Source organism: Myroides sp. N17-2 (assembly GCF_002286775.1).
GTDB lineage: Bacteria > Bacteroidota > Bacteroidia > Flavobacteriales > Flavobacteriaceae > Flavobacterium.
Genome location: NZ_NSGJ01000006.1, coordinates 58,687 through 80,395, shown reverse-complemented (window position 1 = coordinate 80,395; position 21,709 = coordinate 58,687). Strand labels below are relative to the sequence as shown.

Sequence of the window (21,709 nt, the reverse complement as noted above, 5' to 3'; positions counted from 1 at the left end):
CCTCACAGTGCTCCGAAAGTTTTTTGATCATCACTGCACATCCTTCATATCTCTTAAATCTTATTCTATTCAATCTTAATCATTACTAAAACATCTATTACAACTTCTTTGTACCACCATGGCCAATTAAAACTGGTAAAACCACATAATGATAGCACACAATATCACATCAACAAAAAAACTAAAAAACAATACTCTACAAAGTAATCAAAACAAAAAACTCTAGTAAAGACAAGCCTTACTAGAGTCATTATAACTAATCAATTCTAATCACTATTCAATCAAGACAAAATTGATTTGTCTTGATATGAACAATATTTTCTAGACTTGGAAGAACTCTTCCAATGCCTCAAATGTTATTTCTTCTGTCAATACATCCTTCATTACTTGTCCTTTTTCTAAAGCGATAATACGATCTGATACCTCGTATGTATGCTGAAGGTCATGACTAGAGATAATGATTGCTATTTCTCTACTCTGCATCTTCTGCTTTACTAATTCTTTTAATCTAAGTTGCGTTGTAGGGTCAAGATTTGCAAAAGGCTCATCTAATACTACTAATTCAGGATTACCCATAAAAGCAGCAATGATTCCCACTTTCTTTTGATTTCCTTTAGAGAAGTCACGTAAGTATTTACGCTGATTTAGAACCTCTTCATTAAAGAAATTTCCATGTACTTTTAAGTACTCATCAATCTCTACACGTGTCATTCCTCTTAATTCACCAACAAAGTAAAAGTATTCTTCGGGTGTTAAATACCCAATCAAAAATGAATCATCAAAGAAAGAACCTGTGCACTTCTTCCATTCTTCGCTCTCATTTACTACCACTCCTTTAATAGCAATACTTCCGCTAGTAGGTTGAATCAAATCAAGTAATAAGCTAAAAAAAGTAGTTTTACCTGCACCATTATTACCTACCAGTCCTATACTCTGTCCTTTCTTAATCTCTAAAGAGGGGATGTCTAATACAGTCTGTTCGCCATATGACTTCACTAAATTATTTACTACTACCATATTACTTTGATTTAAAAGCATTTATTGTGCTATATTTTTCCTTTTTATATATTTTCTCGATGTATCTAAATGCAGCATCTTGAAAGAACATACCTACTATACCTGTAAGTACCAACATTCCAAAACCTCCCCAAAACCCATATAGCATATACCCAATATAATACACTATAATAGGTAAGAACATCTTAGGTAGTGAGATTAACATTACTCTTAAATTAAAGGCATTTTTATCTCCGAATACATTCTTATTCGCTGTCAGATCCACAGGACTCTTAAGATATGCTCCACCTAATAATACGATATATCCATTAACACCAATATTGAACACCCCTGTAGCAATGATTAAATACACTAGATCCAAACTTGTACTAATATAGATCAAAGACCCTAACATAGAGATAGCTGTACCTAAAGCGATAATTAACCATTTGGATTTTAAATAATTCTTATATGTAATATTTTGAGTCATCATTAGGGGGTAATATGAAGAATCCCAACTAGGTACATACTGCCCAAACATCATCAAGAATCCTCCCGATACCATAAACGCCACTATTATCATCATTATAGTTGAATACTCTCCTGAAGCTCCAGGCCTAAGTACTAAGAACCCATAGAACATAAATAGTACACTCATTAACACAGTAGTTCGAGCACGTTTATTACGCATAATCAATCTCACATCATTCTTTAAAAATGAAGCATATGTACCGAATCTATCTAACCACTTCATCTCTTGAGTAGTCCCTACTTCTACTTTAATCTTAAGCAGATCATCCATATACATATTATTCACATAGTAGTGAATAGTCATCCAGATAGCCATCGCTAGAACACCTCCATAGGCTAGTATTAATACAGGATACTCATATACACTATATAATAGATACTGCGTATAAGCAGTACTGTCAAATAGGTCGAAATATTGAATAGCTGCTAATGATCCGAATACACCTATCACTCCTATAAAAACGACTTTATAAGACTCTATCAAAATATTGATGAAGTGCATCGTACAGATACATAAATACACTGCTATAGACCAAGCTAACACTCCTAATATAGAATATCCCTGCGTAAAACATACAATCGCGAAGGGTATTATAAATAATAATTGGACGAAGTTAAAAGCACTGACAAATGAGCTACCGATATAGAACTTAACTATCTTCAGTTTAGGAATAGGCAATACAAGTAATGGCTTAATACTCGCTGTCGGAAGCTTCTGCAATGCAAATCTCATAATCATCTCTGCGACCATATAGTACATCCAATAACGACTAATGACTTGTATCGGTGAACCCATACCTAAAGCAGCTTTCTCTATAGCAAAGAATCCACTAATCCCTAGCATCAAAAAGATAAAACCAAAGTAAACAATAGCCAACCACTTAAACACCTTTAATAGCGTATTCATCTGTTCACCACCATTACGTGCAAGTCTCTTTTTCTCTAAAAAAACAAATAACTTATGCATAACTAAAATTGTAATACTAACATATTAGTATCTATTTCTGCTTTTTGTTACAACTTAATTACAATTATTTTTAATTTTTTTAATTAAATAAAAAACAACCACATAGAACTATCTTAATTTTTGGTATTTCATAACATACAGCACACTCTCTCATATAGTAGGTATTAAACAATATAAATTAAAGTTGCCCTTAGCAATACAAGCTTATCATCCAAAAAAAAGAGCCATTCTTGAATATAAGAACAGCTCTACTAAACCTAAAAAACCAAAAAACTATGAAGTTAACTTTCAACTATATACATCCAAAAACAATGCCAAAAAAGCACTTAAAAACCTCCCTCGTTATTTATATCAAAATAAATTACCTTTGCAACAAAATAGATACAATGAAAAAAGACATAGAGATACCGGTAGTAAAGAATATAGAATTAGTGATTATCAAAGAATACAGCGAAGAGTTTTTAGCAGACTCTTGGTATGCATACTTATTTAATAATTCTGAAGAAGAAATGGAAGCTATCTTAGTAGTATCACAAGCTATAGGAGAAATAGATGGAGAAATAAGAGGAACGAGCCAGTTTAGACATGCGTTTAAATCTATCCCTCCAAAAGGGAATGTGCGTGTAGAGTTAGTAGACCCATCAGTATTCAAATTAAGTAATACGTTTATGGTAACATTCTTCCAAGGAGGAAAACTTTATGATAAGAACTATACCTTCTTAGCGGACACTTTAGGAGATAAACACTTAACGACATTGCCATTCACAACGAAGAAAGGGATCATAGCTAAGTAATATAACAATCTCAAATACAATCGTTAACAACATCTCTATTTATAATCAATCCAAAGGTTAGTTTACTTAAATTGCTTTACCAATCTTAAAACTTGATTATTATGAAAATAAAGAACCTGTTAGCTATTTTAAGTTGTTTAGGCATACTTATCACCTTATTTTCCTTTAACTCTTCGTCTATAATCACAGACACTAAAGCCGGAGATCCTGTATGGAAGAATCTAAAAGTATTACCACAAGATATCTCTAATGATAGCCTTAAAGGATTAATGAGAGGCTACAATGATGCATTAGGAGTGAAGTGTGGATATTGTCATACGCAAATCGAAGGAACTGACAAACTAGACTTCGCTGCGGATACTAAAAAAGAAAAAGAGTTCGCTAGGCATATGATCACGATGACTCAGAAGATAAATGCTGAGAATTTTAATTGGGAGAATCACCCTAAGCCAGAATCAATAGATGTAGTAACATGTGCGATGTGCCATAGAGGCAATACCAGTGCAACTAAATCACTAAAAAAATAAATTAAAGAGGAGCGTATTTCTGATAGAAATACGCTCTTTTTTTATGTCTTATTTGTCAAGCAATTGCTTATTTTTCTTACATTTAACTGTAAATATGCTATAAATTACACAATCCAAAGTTAATCAGTCCAAAATGAAGAAAACCAAAGACACACAGAGTTTCCAACTAGACGTTACTGAAAAATATCTACTATTTCCGATTAACGATAAGAAAGACAAAAACACTATTACGATACTTGATAATCAAGGAAGTCTATTCCTTACTTTCAATGCTCGTATAACAGATAAGCCTCCTAAATACTATATTAAAATAGATGTACATACTCTAATAGATACCTCAATTGAGATAGAGATTAGTACAAGTAAACCACTTTTGCCATTTGCAGAATTCATAAAGCAAGCTGAGTCTTATGAGCACCCAGATATTGAATTACACAGGCCAACATACCACTATAGTTCTCCCGAAGGCTGGATCAATGATCCTGTTGGTTTATTTTATAATAAAGGCATCTACCATCTATACTATCAACACAATCCATATGGAATGAAGTGGGGTAATATGAGCTGGGGCCATGCTACTTCAGAGAATCTAATAGATTGGACTACCCAGCCTTTAGCTTTAGTGCCTAATGAACTAGGGGCTATATATTCTGGTAGTATTGTGATCGATAGTCAGAACTGTGCAGGGTTTGGAGAGAATGCGATTATCGCCTTATACACTGCTGCTGCAGATACGCAGACTCAGTGTCTAGCTTATAGTACAGATGACGGTTATACTTTTACTAACTATGAGCATAACCCTATCTTAATTAACGAAGATAAGACAGACTTTAGAGACCCTAAAGTATTTTGGCATACCGAAACGAATAAATGGATTATGTCATTAGCTACATCCCCTACCATTTCATTCTATAGCTCTACTGATCTAAAAGAATGGACGCTAATAAGCGAATTTGGCTCAGGCATAGGGTCACATAAAGGAGTATGGGAATGCCCAGACTTGTTTAAACTTCCTTATGGCAAAACACATAGATGGGTACTTCTAGTAAGTGTTAATGCTGGTGGTCCTAATAAAGGTAGCGCTACACAATACTTCATTGGCAACTTCGATGGTACAACTTTTACCGCAGAGACATTGCCTTATCCACTATGGCTAGATTATGGTAAAGATTGTTACGCTGGTACGACATGGCATAATAATCCTAAAGATAAGCCCCTCTATATTGCATGGATGAGCAATTGGCAATATGCTAATATCCTTCCCACGAAAACATTTAAAAATGCAATGACCTTACCACGTACATTGGATATAGGAAACAATGGAGAACATATGATAGTAAAAAGCTATCCAATCAGAGAATTAAAGAAAAAGAGAGAGCGAATAGAAGAGTTCCCAACACAACTTGTAGATAAAGCTGTCGATATAGAATATCTGCTAGATGATAATCAAGGCGTATATGAGCTTATACTTGACTTCGATATCGTAGATCTTAATACATCTAAAATACGTGTTTCCTTACAAAATACAGTAGGAGAATCTTTACAATATACGTTCAACTTAAACAAAGGCAAGCTTGTCATTGATAGATCAACAACAGGAGAACACTCATTTTCTAAAAAGTTTTGTAAACATAAAATAACTGCTCCTCTACAGATAGAGAAGAAATACAAATTAAAACTATACATAGACAAGTGCTCTGCAGAACTATTTATAAACAAAGGAAAAACAGCAATGACGAATCTCATCTTTCCTACTGAACCCTATAATACATTAAATATCATAGTAGAGAACGGAAGAATAGACATCACCAAGTTTAGAATATACAGTTTTCACGAGGAGGAATAGACAGACAACATATTAACCTATGATACTTTCTCAATCTTTATATCAGAGAATAGAAAACAGGAACTCAGTATATACAAAAAGCCCCTCTACGACATGTAGAGGGGCTTTTAATATAAATATAACCTTAATTACTTACTAACTTCTGCTTTCTTAGGTGGAAACATAAATGACGCCACTACTGAAAGAACTAATACTCCTGCGATAACAGATAATGATACCATAGAATCAACGTGATAGAATGGAGATATAATCATCTTCGTACCAATAAACGATAAGATAATAGCTAGACCATACTTAAGCTTAGAGAACTTATCCATAAAGTTAGCTAACAAGAAGTATAATGATCTCAATCCTAATATAGCGAAGATATTAGATGTATACAAGATAAATGGGTCGTCTGGCGCAATAGCAAAGATAGCAGGTATACTATCTACCGCAAAGATCACATCTGTAAACTCAATTACCATAAGAGCAACGAATAAAGGAGTGACCATACGTACACCATTCTTCACTGTGAAGAACTTCTCTCCATCATAGTCATCACTTACTTTAAAGAACTTGTGTACTAAACGCACAGCGAAGTTTTTAGACAAGTCTTCGTTCTCATCATGTTCTTCTTTAGCAAACCAAGACTTAACACCTGAATATAAAAGAAAGAAACCAAAAATAGTTAATACTGCATTGATTTCAACAGTCATTCCGAAGATATCCATTGCTGGTAGATAAGTCATATTAATGATCTCAACTCCGGCAAAAATAAAGATCGCTCTAAAAACTAAAGCTCCTATAATTCCCCAAAATAATACACGGTGATGCAATTCTTTTGGTACCTTAAAAAAGGTAAAGACAAGTATAAAGACAAATAAATTATCTACGGATAGCGCCTTTTCTATCCAATACGCAGACTGAAAGCGCGCAAAGTTCTCGAAGTCCATGTAATAATAGATCACTCCACTAAAACACATTGCTAATCCGATCCATACTACTGTCCAAACAATAGCCTCTTTGGTTGACACAGTATGACTGTGTCTATTAAATACTCCTAAGTCTAAAAGTAGCATAATAATAACTACTACTCCAAATACCCCTAATAAAACTGGGTGATTAATTAAATGATCCATGTTTTTTATTTTAACTCGACAAAACTATAAGTAATATTCTCCCCCAAGAGAAACCCTCATAACTAACATTAAATCAACAAATTACAAACTATCTTTTATGTTGCCAAAAGTCTTAATAAAAAAATAACCTATTGATATACAACAGGTTATTCGATATATTTTATTTAAAAACAAAACACGGGGAATTAATTATTTTTTTAATCTAATTTTTCCGTTAGTTTTCTAAACACCTTCTTAGGGTCTTTACCACTGTATAAAATATCATATACAGCGTTGATTATAGGTGTTTTAGCACCATATTGTTTATTTAGCTCGTAGGCACTTTTACTAGCATAATACCCCTCTGCGATCATATTCATCTCCATCTGTGCAGACTTTACAGTATACCCCTTACCGATCATATTACCGAACATACGGTTACGAGAGAACAAAGAATACCCTGTCACTAATAAATCTCCTAAATAAGCAGAGTTATTAATATTACGCTTCATACGATGCACTTTTTTGATGAACTTCTTCATCTCACGTATAGCATTACTCATAAGCAATGCTTGGAAGTTATCTCCGTACCCTAATCCATGTGCAATACCACAGGCTACAGCATAGATATTCTTTAACACAGCAGCATACTCAGTTCCAATAATATCATCAGTAGTTTTCGCTCTGATATAATGACTTGTAACACAGTTTGCTATTGTCTTTGCATATTCTTCTGTTTGGCAAGCTATCGTCAAATAAGAAAGGCGTTCTAATGCAACTTCCTCAGCGTGACAAGGCCCCGTTAAAACTGCAATATTCTCATAAGGTACATTATAAGTCTGATGAAAATGCTCACCAACGATAAGACTTGTCTCAGGTATAATTCCCTTTATTGCAGAAATGATAACTTTTCCTTCTAGGCTCACGTGTAATCTACTCATCTCTTGGCATAAAAATGCTGATGGAATAGCGAAGATTACATAGTCTGCATACGATATAGCCTTATTAATATCATTAGTAAGTCTTAGTTGATCCACGTCGAACTCCACAGAACTAAGATAGTTTGGATTGTGAAAGTTTACTTTAATCTCTTCTAATGCAGAATCATTGCGCATGTACCATGCTATCTCAGATAGGTTCTCACTCAACATTTTTACTATGGCAGTAGCCCAACTCCCACCACCTATAACTGCTATTTTCGGATATTCATTCATACACTAAGTTTATTAGTTGGTCAAAAGTAAGTAAAAAACACATTGCAAACAATTACATACATAATAGCTTATGATTAAATATTGTGTAATATCTTCAATAAAAAGAGAAATATATCTAACTATCAATCAGAAAGCAGTCATTAAAAAACACTTTTATTTACTTATCTACATTTTAGCCTAATTAACAACAACTCAATTTATTCCAATCTTAATCAACACTTTTGGATGAAATTAACAATATATAACGTAGACTGCCAATTCACTTCCTTCAAAAAAAAGTTTAACCCAGAATCCGCATTCGACCTATACTACGAATAAATTCTACTTTACATCTCTTTCATTTCTTCTAAAACCATACTATAGTATGCTTTTTTCATAAATTCAGAGCTGTTTTGTATAATTCATTCTCGTTAATAGGTCTATCGCGTATTCCGGGTTTAAAAAAAACACACTAATCTGAAAGACAGCGTGCTATTTATCTATAAACTCATTCTCACTATCTCTCTCACTCTATCAAGCGTGATATTCTTCTGTTCTCCCATCGCTATCCATCCTCTTTCTTCAAAACGGTTAACAATCCATTCTTCTGCTTTCTCTCCCTCATCAGTATAATCACTTAATTTAGTATGGATACCTAGTGAGTGGAAGAACTTCACCATTTCTTCTATTGCCTGCTTCGCTACCTCATCCTCACTCCCACTAAGATTAAATACACGCTTACCGAACTGCGCTAACTTCGCTTTCTTCGTATCGAACATCACTCTATATAAGTTAGGCCCAATAATCGCTAATGTTCTACCGTGATCTATACCATACAGAGCAGTTAATTCATGTCCTATCGCATGAGTCACCCAATCCTCTACTACTCCCTTAGATATTAACCCATTTAGAGCCATAGTACAGCACCACATATAGTTCATCGCAGCATCATAATCAGTAGGATCTTTTAAGACTGTAGGAGCCACCTCTATAAGTGTCTGAAGTATCCCCTCAGCAAATCTATCTTGTACCGGAGCATTTTGAGGATAAGTAATATACTGTTCTAATACATGGATAAATGCATCAGTTAATCCATTCGCTATTTGCTTCTCAGGAAGAGAGGCTATGACAGTTGGATCACATACTGAAAAGACAGGATACAGTACTTCTCCTGAGAATGATAACTTCTCCTTAGTAGCATCAATAGTCACCACAGCTCCACAGTTCATCTCACTACCTGTAGCAGGCAGAGTAAGAATAGCTCCATACGGCATCGCTTTCCAATTGACATGTAGTTTTTTCTTTATAATATCTATTGCATCTCCTTGATAATGTACCGCAGCAGAGATAAACTTCACCCCATCAATCACACTACCACCACCTACACCTAGGATAAAGTCAACCTGCTCACGCTTGATTAGTTCCACTGCTTTTATTAAAGTCTCATATCTAGGATTAGGCTCCACACCTGCGAACTCTACTACTTCAAAACCTTCTAGAGCCTTAACAACTTGATCATACACTCCATTAATCTTGATACTACCACCTCCGTATACGATAAGTACCTTACTCTTTTTATCTATAAGATTAGCTATCTCTGCTATTTGTCCCTTCCCATATAATAAACGAGTTGGATTATATAATTCGAAATTCAACATAACATCTTTCTTTTAATGATACCCTAAAATTAAAAAAAGGAATGCTAACGCATTCCTTTTAGTGTATTAATTATTTCTTATAAAACAGGTTGTGGTCGATATACTTCCAAACCTCTTTATCTAATAAAGGCATAATATTCTTACCTTCTTTAATCGAATCTCTAATAAAAGTAGCTGAAATCTCCATAATAGGAGCATTCTCTACTAGGTGAATATTAGGATGCTTCAGCAGAGGATTCTCTTCCTGTCTATCCTCGAATACTCGTGGATAAACATAGATAGCATAACGCTCTAATAAGACATCAAAGTTCTTCCATTTAGGTAGACTATCTAAGTTATCTTGCCCCATTAATAACGAAAACTCATACTTAGGATAACGCTCGTGCAAGAGCGCCATCGTATTGACAGTATAATTCGGTTGTGGCAAGTTAAACTCTATATCAGAAGGTTTGATATAATCATAATCAGCTGTTGCTAAGTTCACCATATGTATTCTATGGAAATCTTCTAACAGTCCCTTCTTCTTTTTAAGTGGACTATGAGGCGTCACCACCATCCATACCTCATCGAGATCAGTATACTGCACCATATGGTTCGCAATCACTAAATGTCCAATGTGTATCGGATTAAACGTCCCAAAATACAATCCAACCTTCATTACTTTATTCTTTTATTTTATAAAATTCTTCACTAGTTCTACAGCTTCATTCTTAGCCGTATCTAAGTCATAATTCTTAATAATCAAATCAAACTGCGGAGCTGTAGCTAACTCTACAGAAGCCTTAGCAATACGCATATTGATCTTATCTTCACTCTCAGTTGAGCGTTTCTTTAGACGAATCTTCAGCTCATCTATACTAGGTGGTTTTACGAATACAGCTAAAGTCTCCTCAGGGAACTTGCGCTTAATACGAAGACCTCCTGCTACATCGATATCGAATATAACATTCTTACCTTCTGCCCATAGACGTTCTACTTCGCTGCTAAGTGTACCATAGAAGTTATCTCTATATACCTCTTCCCACTCTAAGAACTTCTCTCCTTTAATGTTTTGTTTAAACTCGTCAAGAGAAATAAAATAGTAGTCTTGACCATTAACCTCTTCACCTCTAGGCTCACGAGATGTACAAGAGATAGAAAACGCTAAGTTCAAATCTTCTTGTTCTAATAAATGTCTTACTATCGTAGTCTTACCTGAACCTGATGGCGCAGAAAAGACGATTAATTTACCTCTTTGCATAATAATATTCTGTCGTGTTGTATATATCTACTAAAGCACGTTAAGTACCTGCTCTTTAATTTTCTCTAATTCATCTTTCATCTTCACCACTATCTTCTGCATCTCAGCGTGGTTAGATTTAGATCCCATAGTATTGATCTCACGACCCATCTCCTGACCGATAAACCCAAGTTTACGACCATTCGCTTCAGTTCCCTCTATTGTTTCAATAAAGTAATCAAGGTGTTTACTTAGACGTACTTTTTCCTCTGTGATATCCATCTTCTCTAGGTAGTAGATAACCTCTTGCTCATATCTATTCTCATCGATATTAAGTTGAAGTTCCACTAGATTAGCGCGTAATCTCTCTTTTACAGTTACGATACGTTCTTTATCTAACTCAGATACCTCATCCATATACTTGCGGATATTACCTATACGCAGTCTAAAGTCTTTCTCTAGCGAAGCTCCTTCACTTGCACGGAATTCTTTCATATTAGCGATCGCCTCAGTGATAACTTTTTCGATCTCTTTCCATTCGTTCTCGTCTAGTTCAGCACGTTCTACTTTTAAAGCATCTGGCATACGCACAGCCATCTTCATAAGTTCTGTCGTATCAGCATCAGCGATGATATCTTTCATCTGATTAATATATGCCATCACGATAGGCCCGTTGATCTTATTAGAAGTCTCCTCAGCTGTAATCTCACTGTATAATGAGAAGTCAACTTTACCACGCTCTAATTCAGATGCTATAAGGTTACGAAGTGGTAACTCTTTCTCTCTATACGTCGATGGTAGTCTGACATTTAGATCTAAGCTTTTACTATTAAGCGATTTTACTTCTACTGTGATTTTCTTTGTTGGTAATTGCAAACTTGCTTTACCAAATCCTGTCATCGATTGTATCATATATTAAAAAAATAATAGCTACAAAGGTATGAAAATCATTACTAACTAGCTTATAAATAGCACAAAATACTGACTACAATAGGGTATATTTATAATCTTTCACAAATTTATTAAAGCTAGAGTTAGCCCTACATCAAAAGAGAATGTAAGGAATCAAAGAATACTTGGCAAAAAACTTAAGTAATCAAAGAATACCTAATACAGGTTAACATCCATAGGGGAAAAATATTATCTTAGTAAAAAACCTAGATATGGAATCAAACAACACAAACACTAATTCAATATGAATTTATACACTGATAACAGGGGTTTTTATTATACCTATATTTTAACAAATAAATATAGAACAACGTTCTATATAGGGGTAACAAATGACTTACAAAGAAGAGTATACGAGCATATAAACAAAACAAACACTTCGTGTTTTACTGCAAAATACAATGTTATAGAATTAGTATATTATGAACAGTCAATCTATATAAATAACGCTATCACACGTGAAAAGGAACTAAAAGGGTGGAAAAAAGATAAAAAGATAGCCTTAATAAAAACTATAAATCCATATTTAGAAACTATTCTCTTGTAATAAAATCGCCATATTTATCCGATGCTATTGTCACCCTGACGGCAGGAAGGGTCACATTATATTAAATATAGTGTTTGTTAGAATTACTAGTGAGACCCTTCGTTCCTCAGGGTGACAAACTGAATGGATATTGTATCCAAAATACTCTACATCCAACTATTAAAGCACATATCTAATGCTATTATTTCAGAAAGATAAGAAGCCACACAATAAAACCGTACCTTTTGCAGTTCGATTATCATTCCTATCTCATTATAAATCAAAGCCCTTAACTCTTATAAGGACTATAGATTGTATTACTTATCTCAAGAAAAATAAACCACCTTATTTTATTACCCTTCCCTATCTATGAAGTTACTATCTGGCTTTATATGAAAGTACATTGATACCATCGTGTGTGCATAATGACTCCATTAAAAAGCTCGTTTTAATGGAGTCACTATGGACTCATTATGGACTCACTATGGACTCACTCGAACCAAAACTGCATAAAAATGCCTATTTCTCCCTATTAACGTTTGATCTGATTATTTTTAACTATTAGCCTCGAAGATTGGCCTAAAAAAATTACTGAACACTAACATTCAATACTTTACAAAGATACATATTAAATTCCATCCTTTTTACTACACCCTTAAATTTTGCTGTAAATTAAGATACAAAAAGTCTAATAGTCCTAAAAAACAAAGAGAGCCCGTAAGCTCTCTTTTGTATCTTTATACTCCTACTATAATTCGTTTCGTCGCCTAAATAGGAGATAACCAAAACAACCATAACTATGAACTACGCCTTCTAAGTCCTTATTTAGACCACCACAATCTACAAAGTCAGCAATAGTTTAGCATATTGCGCCGAAACTATGTGAATTAAATTCCTTACTAAAACAACCTAACCTTAAATCTTATGTTTTAATTTAACCCCCAAGTACTTAAAACTTTTCTTTCTTTTCTTTTTACAAAGGTATGATAGCAATTCTTCCCTTTCGTTTTCAATATTAAGACAACAAAGTTCACATTTGGTCACACTTTGTTTTGAAAATAATTACAAAAAATACATAAATAACTAATTAACAAATAATTACCTGTAAAAATAAAAGCTAAGACACTAGGTGTCTTAGCTCAAAACATTAAATAAAAACCTAATTAATTGACTCGTAAAAGTCAACGAAGTTTACTTACACAAAACTTAAAACTTTAAGGCTACCTAAAGTCACTAGTTTACTTTTATAGAACCGGCGAAGTATTGGTTCAATTATATGCTAAAAACAAGTATCTATATTAGCCTGTTTTATTACTTTTCTACTTTATACGTAAGTTGTACTAATCCTGATTTGAAAGCATTAGAATCTAATAACACTAATCTTTGTTCAGGAATACCCTCATTAAATAATCGTGTTCCTGCTCCTAACACCACTGGTATCACAGACAAAATAATCTTATCTATCAATTTATCCTTTAGTAATCTATTCGCTAACTGCGCGCCCCCATCACAGAATATATCTTTCCCTTCCTTGGCTTTAAGATTAACTACTAATTCTTTTAAATCACCATTATAGAATGTTACATTTCCCTCACTTGGTAAGTTTTGCCTTGTCATCACATACGTTTCCTTATCCGCATGGTGAAATCCCTGTCCTTGACTAACTACCCAATCATACGTACGCTTACCTATTAATACAGTATCTATACTATCAGTAAATGCGGTATACCCATAATCCTCTCCTTCTATCTGCACTGCATCTAAGAAACTCAAATCATCTCCCGGCTTAGCAATGTATCCATCTAAACTACACGAAATATATAAAACTACCTCTCTCATAAAACGTCGCTTTAGAATACCAAAAGTCGTTATTTTAATCCCACTACTCACATAAACTTACTCTAAACGGTAAAAAAGCCTTCTGAAACGTCAGTATCAGCTATTAATGACAATAACTAATGTCAAACTGAAACAAAAAAAGAGTCAGCGGTATGCTGACTCTTCTCTATTTATTTATTCTTTACTTGTTCCATCGCAGCTTCTACTACTTTCTTGCTATTCCCTACATAGATGTTATCATCAATAATCATCACAGGGCGATTAAGAAAAGTGTACTGCTCTAAAATAAGCTTTCTGTAGTCCTCTTCTTGAAGATTCTTATCCTTTAGCCCTTCGCTTTTATAGAGTTGAGCACGTTTATTAAACAGTTTTTCATAACTACCTACTACCGCGTACATCTCTTCCAACTGAGCATTGGTTACTGGATTCTTCTTGATCTCTTGTAATTCAAATGTATCGAGTTCTGGCATTTCACCAAGAATACGCTTACATGTGCTACAAGTACTTAAATAATATATCTTTCTCATATTATACATCTTTTACAGTGATGATGTGTACAGGACACACTTTCTCTGCCTGTTCACAGCTGTCTAAGATAGTATAATCAGATGATTTCAGCGTATGAAACCCCTTGTTATTGACAGATTTTAATAAAACTGTCTTTCCATCCTTCTTAGACATTTGGAACTGCTGAGGGGCTACCTCAACACAATAATTACACCCGATACACTTATCTCGCTGTAAAGTAACTATAACCATTATGCTTCCACTATTTTATATAGTTTGTCAGATAGGCGTATTCTAAAAGGCAATTTGATTGTACAATCATCTCCCTTAGTCGCCTTCTCTACTTTTTGCTCATTTACAAATAACTCATCTATCACAAGTTCTTGTGCACCTGTACTAGGTCCGGTGATAAGAATTCTATCCCCTTCCTTAATATCATATGCTTCAATCTTAAACTCTCCGATAGACGCTTTTTGGAAATAATGGGCAGCTTTACCTACATATACTTTCTTTTGGGTAGCATTACTTCCTGGATTATCACTCCACTCACCAAGCTTCTGTCCTAAGTAATATCCACTCCAAAAACCGCGATTATATACCGTCTCTAGTGCTTTCATCCACTCAGTTACTTTCTCTTGAGAGTATGTTCCATCAGCTACAGCATCTATAGCCTCACGGTAAGTACGAATCACAGTAGCTACATACTCAGGAGCTCTACCTCTACCCTCGATCTTTAATACTTTAGTACCTGCCTCGATCACTTGATCTAAGAAGTCTAATGTACATAAATCTTTAGGAGACATCATATACTCGTTATCTATCTCTATCTCAAAACCTGTTTCTTGATCGATAACTGTATATTTCTTACGGCAGTTTTGCTTACATGCTCCTCTATTAGCAGAAGAGTTATGAGAATGTAGACTTAGATAACATTTACCTGATACAGCCATACACAATGCACCATGACCGAATATTTCTATTTCGACAAGGTTACCTGATGGTCCTTTTACTTGTTCGCGTTCGATACCTTCAGTGATCATTTTCACTTGGCGTAAGCTTAGCTCACGAGAAAGCACGATCGTATCAGCGAATAAGCTATAAAACTTAACAGTTTCAATGTTTGTCACATTAAGTTGAGTAGAGATATGCACTTCTAATCCAATAGCTCTTGCTGAAGCAATAACTGCCTGATCAGATGCAATAACTGCTGTAAGCCCTGCCTCTTTTGCTTTGTTTAACAAAGTCTTTACCACTGATAAATCGTGGTCATAAACGATAGTGTTTAACGTCAAATAGGTACGTACATTCTTCTCTTTACATCGTCTAGCGATCTCCTCTAAATCATCTATAGAGAAGTTCACTGTTGAACGTGCACGCATATTTAATTGGTCTACTCCGAAATATACTGAGTCTGCACCGTTATCTAATGCTGCCTGTAAAGACTCGAAGTTACCTGCAGGAGCCATAAGCTCTACTCTTCCTGAAACTGTCATATTCTTTATCTATTCTGTTAATTTAAACAATTGGTCGTTCTTACGAATACGGAATCCTACTTCCATAGTCATTTTATCTCCATTATTAGCTGTGCTAACTTCCACACCATTCACCATCATCTTCTCTATAGTTAGACGTTCATCTCCTGTCGTAGGCCCTACGATAGCGATTTTATCTCCTATATTCAACTCCTTGTCTACAATAAACTGTACCACACTAGCTTTAGTAAAGTAGTGTTGTGCTGAACCGATAAGTACTTTGCGTTCCACTTGTTTCTTGCGAATCTGTGTTACTGCGCTAACCTTAACCGCTTTAATCTCTTCGAATACATTACGCTCCTTTTGGAACTCAAGATTCTCTGAACGACCTTTCTTAAAGATAAGATTACCCTTCTGAACACCTTGACGCAAGCGCTTTTGTTCATCTTCTGGCAATTGGATAATATCTAAACATGGGTCTGAGCAGCATCCGTGCATTTTCTCAGCACACTCATCACATTGAATAAACAATAGGTGACAAGCTTCATTCGCACAGTTCACATGTGTATCACATGGCTTACCACATTGGTGACAGTTAGAGATAATATCATCTGTGATGCGCTCTCCTAAACGGTGGTCAAACACGAAGTTCTTTCCGATGAATTTACTTTCTAGTCCCTCTGCTTTTACTTGACGTGTGTATTCAATGATACCTCCTTCTAGTTGGTACACATTCTTAAACCCATGATGTCTAAAGTAAGCAGATGCCTTCTCGCAGCGGATACCACCTGTACAGTACATCAGTAAGTTCTTTTCTTCCTTAATGTCTTCTAGTTGGTCTTTAATGATAGGTAGTGATTCTCTGAAAGTATCCACATCAGGTGTGATAGCTCCAACGAAATGTCCTACTTCACTCTCATAGTGATTACGGAAATCAACTACTACAGTGTTTGGATCTTCTAATAATGAATTAAATTCTTTTGCCTTTAAGTGAATTCCCTTATTTGTAACATCGAATGTATTGTCATTCAGACCATCTGCTACAATCTTATTTCTAACTTTAACTGTTAGTTTTAAGAAAGACAAATCATCTTGCTCAACGGCAACATTCAGACGGATACCCTTCATAAAGTCATATTGCTCTAGCGTATCTCTAAATGCGTCAAACTGTGATGCAGGTACAGACATCTGAGCATTAATACCTTCATGCGCTACATAAGTACGTCCTAAAGCGTCTAATGCATCCCATGCTAGGAATAACTCGTCTCTAAATTGTTGTGGGTTTTCTATTTTGGCGTACGCATAGAAAGACAAAGTCAAACGGTTCTCTCCCGCTTGCTCGATAAGATCTGCTCTCTCTTCTGCGCTTAATGTGTTATACAGTTGCATGCTATAAACTTTTAAGTGTAGATTATTATGTATTTGAAACCCTAAATGGAAGAATTTCGGTGCAAAGATAATACTTCGATTTAATAATTAACTGACAAGTCTCATGTTTTTAAATTAAAATACTGTCATTCATACTATTAGTTTTATTGTTAGAAAACAGACATCTTACTAGAATCAAAGACTAGATTAGAATGTGTTTTATCAAAAAACTAACAAAATAATGATTTCGCAGTATTAACAAATAACACCTAAAACTCCCCGAAAACAGCTATTTCAAACCAAATAACAAACAATATAGTTCACATTATTAATATTTTATTGAAAAACATAGTAGTTCTTATTATAATTTTATTAACCTTTGTATTATAAAAAGAAAGTTTAATTTAAAAAATTGATTATGGATAACAAAACTTTATCTATTGTATCTTACTTCACACTAATCGGATGGTTAGTTTCATTCTTTGTTGGAAAAGAAAAAGCAGATGATTTATTAAAATACCACTTAAAACAATCATTCGGATTACTAGTCCTTACATTCAGTTTAGGAATTATTATAAACATAGTTTCTAGAATAGTTCCAACTTTAGCAGGGATATTAAGTTTCCTTTATTTAGTGCTTTTTGTATTTTGGTTAATTGGTGTTATTAATGCTGCAAGTGCAAAACAAAAGCCACTACCACTTATTGGTGCTTGGGCTGATAAAGCGTTTACTTTTCTAAATTAAGTAAATACCTAAAACATATATAAAGGTGCGTGATAGTTTATCACGCACCTTTTTTTATACGCCAAATTTACGCCACTTGTTCTCCTTACAATATCTTAATGTTATTAGAATAATTAGTAGCATACAATCGTTATTTACTTGGTTAGAGATCTTTCATATACTATTAAAAAGCCTAATCTCATTCAACATTCCTTGGCATTAAACACTATGAAAAGCAAATAAATAACTTCCTATATTAACAACTTAATACTATTATAGTTAAATTTACTTAACATTTCATCATTACTAAAGTAATAACAACGATTTAATACAGACTGATTTATAAAAGCCTGTTTCGTTATTACTGTGATGAGTTAAACTATATTATATGGAGGTTTTATCTTTTATGCTTTTATTAGGCTTAGTGATACTAGTGATCATTATAAACAACAAAGTCACTGAGTTCTTAGAGAAAAAAAAAGCACAGAATAACACTTTAAATGACTTGACGCAGGCAACTATGAAAATGGTTGAACAGTTCAGTAAAATAAGTCGAACACTTGATTCTGTAAACACAAATATCGAGAAGATAGCTAATAAAAGAGCTGTTGAGTATATTCCTACTCAAGCTCCTATAGTCGAAGTAACAGAAGATGCCCATCCTCTGCCAACTCCTATGGTTAAGTCTGAATATGAGGTTGACTCTTCTCCTATAATAGATATACCTGAGCAAAAAGACGAATCAATAAAGATACAAGACAACACTTCTTCTCTTGCGCCAAGGCTATTGACTCCGATTTCTTTTAAAACTCCAACTATTAATACACCTAAAGAAGAAGAAACTGAAGCTGTAGAGGCTATTAATGCTCCTAATGAAGAGCTTGTAACTGAAACTGTAGATACTATTGACACAGCGAAAGAGGAAGATATAACTGAAGCTGTAGAGGCTATTAATGCTCCTAATGAAGAGCTTGTAACTGAAACTGTAGATGCCATTGACGCGCCGAAAGAAGAAACTATAACTGATGTTGTAGAGGCTATAAATGTTCCTAATGAAGAGCTTGTTTCTGAAACTGTTGATGCCATTGACGCACCGAAAGAGGAAACTATAACTAATGTTGTAGAAACTGTTAATGTATCTAATGATGAGCTTGCTATTGAAGTTGTAGATATTATTGATGCTCCGAAAGAAGAAACTATAGTTGAGGCTGTAGACGCAATTAATGTATCTAATGAAGAAAGCTTAACTGAAGCTGTAGAGACAATTGATACGCCTAAAGAGGAACTTCCTATAGATGCTATCAATAAACCTGCTGAAGAACCTATATTAACTACACCACCTCCTATACCACAAAATAAACCGCGTGTAGAGGTAATAGCGAGCACACCTAATCCTGATGATTTTATAGAGAAACTAAAGAATGTCAATTGGCTAAATGCCATTGGTATTATCACCTTAGTGCTAGGGATAGGGTTCTTCGTGAAGTACGCTATCGATCAAGAGTGGATTAACGAGATCGGTCGTGTGTCTCTAGGAATGGTTATAGGCGCCGGTATCATTGGTGTGGCACATAAAATGAAAGAGAAATACCACGCTTTCTCTTCTGTACTAGTAGGTGGAGGTTTTGCGATATTCTATATTACCATAACGCTAGCCTTTAGAGAGTATGAGATATTTAGTCAACTTACTGCCTTTATTATCTTGATTGTTATTACCCTCTTTGCTATATTGTTATCCATTAATTACAATAGACAAGAGCTTGCTATCTTTGCTTTCATCGGAGGGATGTTAGCCCCATTAATGGTCAGTACAGGTCAAGGTAATTACATCGTTCTATTCACCTATGTATTACTATTAAATACAGGAATTCTAGTCGTTGCTATTAGAAACAATTGGTATGTGGTAGACAAGTTTAGTTTTGTACTAACGACTCTCTATATGTTGACTTGGTTAACCACTTCACATAAACCTGAATATATCGTAGGAGAGTCAATCTTCGCCACTTTACTATTCATCCAATTTATGCTGTTAATCCTTGTACGTTATATCCGTACAAAAGAAGATGAGATAGACTCTATGCAGTTATTCTACCTCTTCACGATTAACACTGTTACGCTATATTACTACTTTAGAATATTCGCTAACCACGATGGAGCAAACTATCTAGGAGTGGCTACTATATTCTTAGCCTTACTAAACGGTATTGCATTAGCTATATTGGTAAGATTAAAAACAAAACAAGTCGATAAGTCTATCAACTATACTTTACTTGCTATAACAGTAGGACTTGTATCACTAGCAATACCTCTTCAACTAGATGGTATATACATCACCGTAGTATGGGCTGTAGAGATAGTGGTACTACTATGGATCTGGACAAAAACGAAAGTAAATATATTCAGATTAGGCTATATGATTATCGCTATATTAGCTGTTATATCGTATATAATAGACCTAACACAGCTAGGTGGCTATATGACTTATCTAGCTCCTGATTCTAATCTGTCATTTAAACCTCTAAAAATAATATTAAACTCATTTACTATAACAGGATTGAGTTTACTAGCTGCTACTATAGCTGCATACCAAATATTACGAAAAACTAACATTGATGAATACGATACACACGGTATTAAATTCATCTCATTTATAGACACCAGAACAGTAGAAAGAGTGTTTTTTTATGGTATTTATATACTAGCATTCTTAGTTCCTTTTATAGAACTATTCTATCAGTTCACTGTCCGTGTAGAATTACAAAGAACTGTACAATACCCAGTGATGGATGTGAGAAACTTCATCTTGCTGACCTATATGATTATTTATGTAGCAAGTATAGCATACATTCACCGCAATAAGCAAATAGATAAACAATACTATCCTAAGCTAATTATAACAGGAGTTCTAACGCTACTGTATTTAATACAGGTCTACACACTTAGAAACTCTATCTACGTAAATGAGAATTATATCACTAGTACTTTTGGTATCCATATATTGCCAATGATAGGGCTAGCCTACCTTTATTACTCATTATGGTGTAGTAAAGCGAATATAGGTGATGACTCTACGAAGAATACAGTACATACAGTACTCTTCTATACAATTGTTCTACTGTGTTCAGTACAATTAGACAACGCAGTTGTCTGGGCATTCGGTACGTCTAGCACTTACAGTCACATACTATCTAACGTACACACGATAGGGTATCCGATACTATGGGGGCTACTATCTATGGGTATTATGATTTTAGGTATTGTACAGAATAAAGCTTATTATCGCAAACTTTCACTAATCAGTTTTAGTGTCATTATACTTAAGTTCTATGCTTACGATGTTTGGGATATGTCACAAGGAGGACGTATAGCGTCATTTGTATTGCTAGGACTAATTTTACTAATCGTATCTTTCTTGCTTGAACGCATAAAAAGACTTGTAAAGGATAAAGAGTCAACAGATAATCAATAACACTTTAGATTACCAATAGAAT

Annotated in this window: 19 protein-coding genes; 6 read left to right on the top strand and 13 right to left on the bottom strand. The window is 34.5% G+C overall.

The annotated features are described in order from the left end of the window. Positions 1–321: 321 nt before the first annotated feature. Positions 322–1,017, bottom strand: a complete 696-nt coding sequence (locus CF599_RS04340) for an ABC transporter ATP-binding protein (protein ID WP_121964871.1) — start codon at positions 1,015–1,017, stop codon at positions 322–324. A 1-nt stretch (position 1,018) separates the two neighbouring features. Beyond that, positions 1,019–2,494 carry a DUF5687 family protein gene (locus CF599_RS04335; protein ID WP_121964818.1) on the bottom strand — a complete coding sequence of 492 codons (1,476 nt, stop codon included), beginning with the start codon at positions 2,492–2,494 and terminating at the stop codon, positions 1,019–1,021. A 386-nt stretch (positions 2,495–2,880) separates the two neighbouring features. Here CF599_RS04335 and CF599_RS04330 point away from each other — a divergent pair, with 386 nt between their 5' ends. The 3 genes from CF599_RS04330 (at position 2,881) to CF599_RS04320 (ending at position 5,661) form a co-directional block, all read left to right on the top strand. Then, entirely contained in the window at positions 2,881–3,288 is a 408-nt protein-coding gene (locus CF599_RS04330) for a hypothetical protein (RefSeq protein WP_121964817.1), read from the top strand. A 101-nt stretch (positions 3,289–3,389) separates the two neighbouring features. Beyond that, positions 3,390–3,815: a c-type cytochrome gene (locus CF599_RS04325; RefSeq protein ID WP_121964816.1), complete on the top strand. Its 426-nt coding sequence runs from the start codon at positions 3,390–3,392 to the stop codon at positions 3,813–3,815. A 133-nt stretch (positions 3,816–3,948) separates the two neighbouring features. After that, the gene (locus CF599_RS04320) at positions 3,949–5,661 is read left to right on the top strand and encodes a glycoside hydrolase family 32 protein (protein ID WP_121964815.1); all 1,713 of its coding nucleotides are present in this window, start codon (positions 3,949–3,951) and stop codon (positions 5,659–5,661) included. Positions 5,662–5,789: 128 nt separating this feature from the next. On the opposite strand, the gene CF599_RS04315 is transcribed toward CF599_RS04320, so the two are convergent. From CF599_RS04315 to CF599_RS04290, 6 genes are all read right to left on the bottom strand, one after another. Beyond that, positions 5,790–6,782, bottom strand: coding sequence for a TerC family protein (locus CF599_RS04315; RefSeq protein ID WP_121964814.1), 993 nt, complete (start codon positions 6,780–6,782; stop codon positions 5,790–5,792). Positions 6,783–6,979: 197 nt separating this feature from the next. Further along, complete coding sequence (locus CF599_RS04310; RefSeq protein WP_121964813.1) at positions 6,980–7,975, bottom strand: NAD(P)H-dependent glycerol-3-phosphate dehydrogenase; 996 nt, start codon at positions 7,973–7,975, stop codon at positions 6,980–6,982. Positions 7,976–8,454: 479 nt separating this feature from the next. Continuing rightward, complete coding sequence (locus CF599_RS04305) at positions 8,455–9,612, bottom strand: iron-containing alcohol dehydrogenase (RefSeq protein WP_121964812.1); 1,158 nt, start codon at positions 9,610–9,612, stop codon at positions 8,455–8,457. Between the two features lie 70 nt (positions 9,613–9,682). Beyond that, positions 9,683–10,270, bottom strand: a complete 588-nt coding sequence (gene nadD / locus CF599_RS04300) for a nicotinate (nicotinamide) nucleotide adenylyltransferase (RefSeq protein ID WP_121964811.1) — start codon at positions 10,268–10,270, stop codon at positions 9,683–9,685. A 12-nt stretch (positions 10,271–10,282) separates the two neighbouring features. Then, positions 10,283–10,852, bottom strand: a complete 570-nt coding sequence (gene gmk, locus CF599_RS04295; protein ID WP_121964810.1) for a guanylate kinase — start codon at positions 10,850–10,852, stop codon at positions 10,283–10,285. 30 nt (positions 10,853–10,882) lie between these two features. Further along, positions 10,883–11,731, bottom strand: a complete 849-nt coding sequence (locus CF599_RS04290) for a YicC/YloC family endoribonuclease (RefSeq protein ID WP_121964809.1) — start codon at positions 11,729–11,731, stop codon at positions 10,883–10,885. A 295-nt stretch (positions 11,732–12,026) separates the two neighbouring features. Between CF599_RS04290 and CF599_RS04285 the strand changes: the two genes are divergently transcribed. Continuing rightward, the gene (locus tag CF599_RS04285; RefSeq protein ID WP_121964808.1) at positions 12,027–12,329 is read left to right on the top strand and encodes a GIY-YIG nuclease family protein; all 303 of its coding nucleotides are present in this window, start codon (positions 12,027–12,029) and stop codon (positions 12,327–12,329) included. 1,290 nt (positions 12,330–13,619) lie between these two features. Here the strand turns inward: CF599_RS04285 and CF599_RS04280 are convergent. The 5 genes from CF599_RS04280 to CF599_RS04260 form a co-directional block, all read right to left on the bottom strand. Continuing rightward, positions 13,620–14,147, bottom strand: coding sequence for a dihydrofolate reductase family protein (locus tag CF599_RS04280; RefSeq protein WP_121964807.1), 528 nt, complete (start codon positions 14,145–14,147; stop codon positions 13,620–13,622). Between the two features lie 170 nt (positions 14,148–14,317). Further along, positions 14,318–14,674 (bottom strand): arsenate reductase family protein, encoded by a 357-nt coding sequence (locus CF599_RS04275; protein WP_121964870.1) that lies wholly within the window; start codon positions 14,672–14,674, stop codon positions 14,318–14,320. Between the two features lies 1 nt (position 14,675). Beyond that, on the bottom strand, positions 14,676–14,906 hold the full coding sequence (locus CF599_RS04270; RefSeq protein WP_121964806.1) for a ferredoxin: 231 nt from the start codon (positions 14,904–14,906) through the stop codon (positions 14,676–14,678). Further along, a complete protein-coding gene (locus CF599_RS04265; RefSeq protein WP_121964805.1) occupies positions 14,906–16,147 on the bottom strand; it encodes a peptidase U32 family protein in 1,242 nt (413 codons plus the stop codon). Before CF599_RS04265 ends, CF599_RS04270 begins: the two co-directional genes overlap by 1 nt. A gap of 9 nt (positions 16,148–16,156) precedes the next feature. After that, positions 16,157–17,515, bottom strand: coding sequence for a rhodanese-related sulfurtransferase (locus tag CF599_RS04260; protein ID WP_121964804.1), 1,359 nt, complete (start codon positions 17,513–17,515; stop codon positions 16,157–16,159). 397 nt (positions 17,516–17,912) lie between these two features. On the opposite strand from CF599_RS04260, the gene CF599_RS04255 reads away from it, so the two are divergent. After that, on the top strand, positions 17,913–18,239 hold the full coding sequence (locus CF599_RS04255; protein ID WP_121964803.1) for a DUF4870 domain-containing protein: 327 nt from the start codon (positions 17,913–17,915) through the stop codon (positions 18,237–18,239). A 367-nt stretch (positions 18,240–18,606) separates the two neighbouring features. Then, complete coding sequence (locus tag CF599_RS04250; RefSeq protein WP_121964802.1) at positions 18,607–21,687, top strand: DUF2339 domain-containing protein; 3,081 nt, start codon at positions 18,607–18,609, stop codon at positions 21,685–21,687. The last annotated feature ends 22 nt before the right edge of the window (positions 21,688–21,709 follow it).

Excerpts from the sequence above, each read along its gene's own strand:
- CF599_RS04340 (WP_121964871.1), bottom strand. The coding sequence starts at position 1,017 with ATGGTAGTAGTAAATAATTTAGTGAAGTCATATGGCGAACAGACTGTA.
- CF599_RS04335 (WP_121964818.1), bottom strand. The coding sequence starts at position 2,494 with ATGCATAAGTTATTTGTTTTTTTAGAGAAAAAGAGACTTGCACGTAAT.
- CF599_RS04330 (WP_121964817.1), top strand. The coding sequence starts at position 2,881 with ATGAAAAAAGACATAGAGATACCGGTAGTAAAGAATATAGAATTAGTG.
- CF599_RS04325 (WP_121964816.1), top strand. The coding sequence starts at position 3,390 with ATGAAAATAAAGAACCTGTTAGCTATTTTAAGTTGTTTAGGCATACTT.
- CF599_RS04320 (WP_121964815.1), top strand. The coding sequence starts at position 3,949 with ATGAAGAAAACCAAAGACACACAGAGTTTCCAACTAGACGTTACTGAA.
- CF599_RS04315 (WP_121964814.1), bottom strand. The coding sequence starts at position 6,782 with ATGGATCATTTAATTAATCACCCAGTTTTATTAGGGGTATTTGGAGTA.
- CF599_RS04310 (WP_121964813.1), bottom strand. The coding sequence starts at position 7,975 with ATGAATGAATATCCGAAAATAGCAGTTATAGGTGGTGGGAGTTGGGCT.
- CF599_RS04305 (WP_121964812.1), bottom strand. The coding sequence starts at position 9,612 with ATGTTGAATTTCGAATTATATAATCCAACTCGTTTATTATATGGGAAG.
- nadD (WP_121964811.1), bottom strand. The coding sequence starts at position 10,270 with ATGAAGGTTGGATTGTATTTTGGGACGTTTAATCCGATACACATTGGA.
- gmk (WP_121964810.1), bottom strand. The coding sequence starts at position 10,852 with ATGCAAAGAGGTAAATTAATCGTCTTTTCTGCGCCATCAGGTTCAGGT.
- CF599_RS04290 (WP_121964809.1), bottom strand. The coding sequence starts at position 11,731 with ATGACAGGATTTGGTAAAGCAAGTTTGCAATTACCAACAAAGAAAATC.
- CF599_RS04285 (WP_121964808.1), top strand. The coding sequence starts at position 12,027 with ATGAATTTATACACTGATAACAGGGGTTTTTATTATACCTATATTTTA.
- CF599_RS04280 (WP_121964807.1), bottom strand. The coding sequence starts at position 14,147 with ATGAGAGAGGTAGTTTTATATATTTCGTGTAGTTTAGATGGATACATT.
- CF599_RS04275 (WP_121964870.1), bottom strand. The coding sequence starts at position 14,674 with ATGAGAAAGATATATTATTTAAGTACTTGTAGCACATGTAAGCGTATT.
- CF599_RS04270 (WP_121964806.1), bottom strand. The coding sequence starts at position 14,906 with ATGGTTATAGTTACTTTACAGCGAGATAAGTGTATCGGGTGTAATTAT.
- CF599_RS04265 (WP_121964805.1), bottom strand. The coding sequence starts at position 16,147 with ATGACAGTTTCAGGAAGAGTAGAGCTTATGGCTCCTGCAGGTAACTTC.
- CF599_RS04260 (WP_121964804.1), bottom strand. The coding sequence starts at position 17,515 with ATGCAACTGTATAACACATTAAGCGCAGAAGAGAGAGCAGATCTTATC.
- CF599_RS04255 (WP_121964803.1), top strand. The coding sequence starts at position 17,913 with ATGGATAACAAAACTTTATCTATTGTATCTTACTTCACACTAATCGGA.
- CF599_RS04250 (WP_121964802.1), top strand. The coding sequence starts at position 18,607 with ATGGAGGTTTTATCTTTTATGCTTTTATTAGGCTTAGTGATACTAGTG.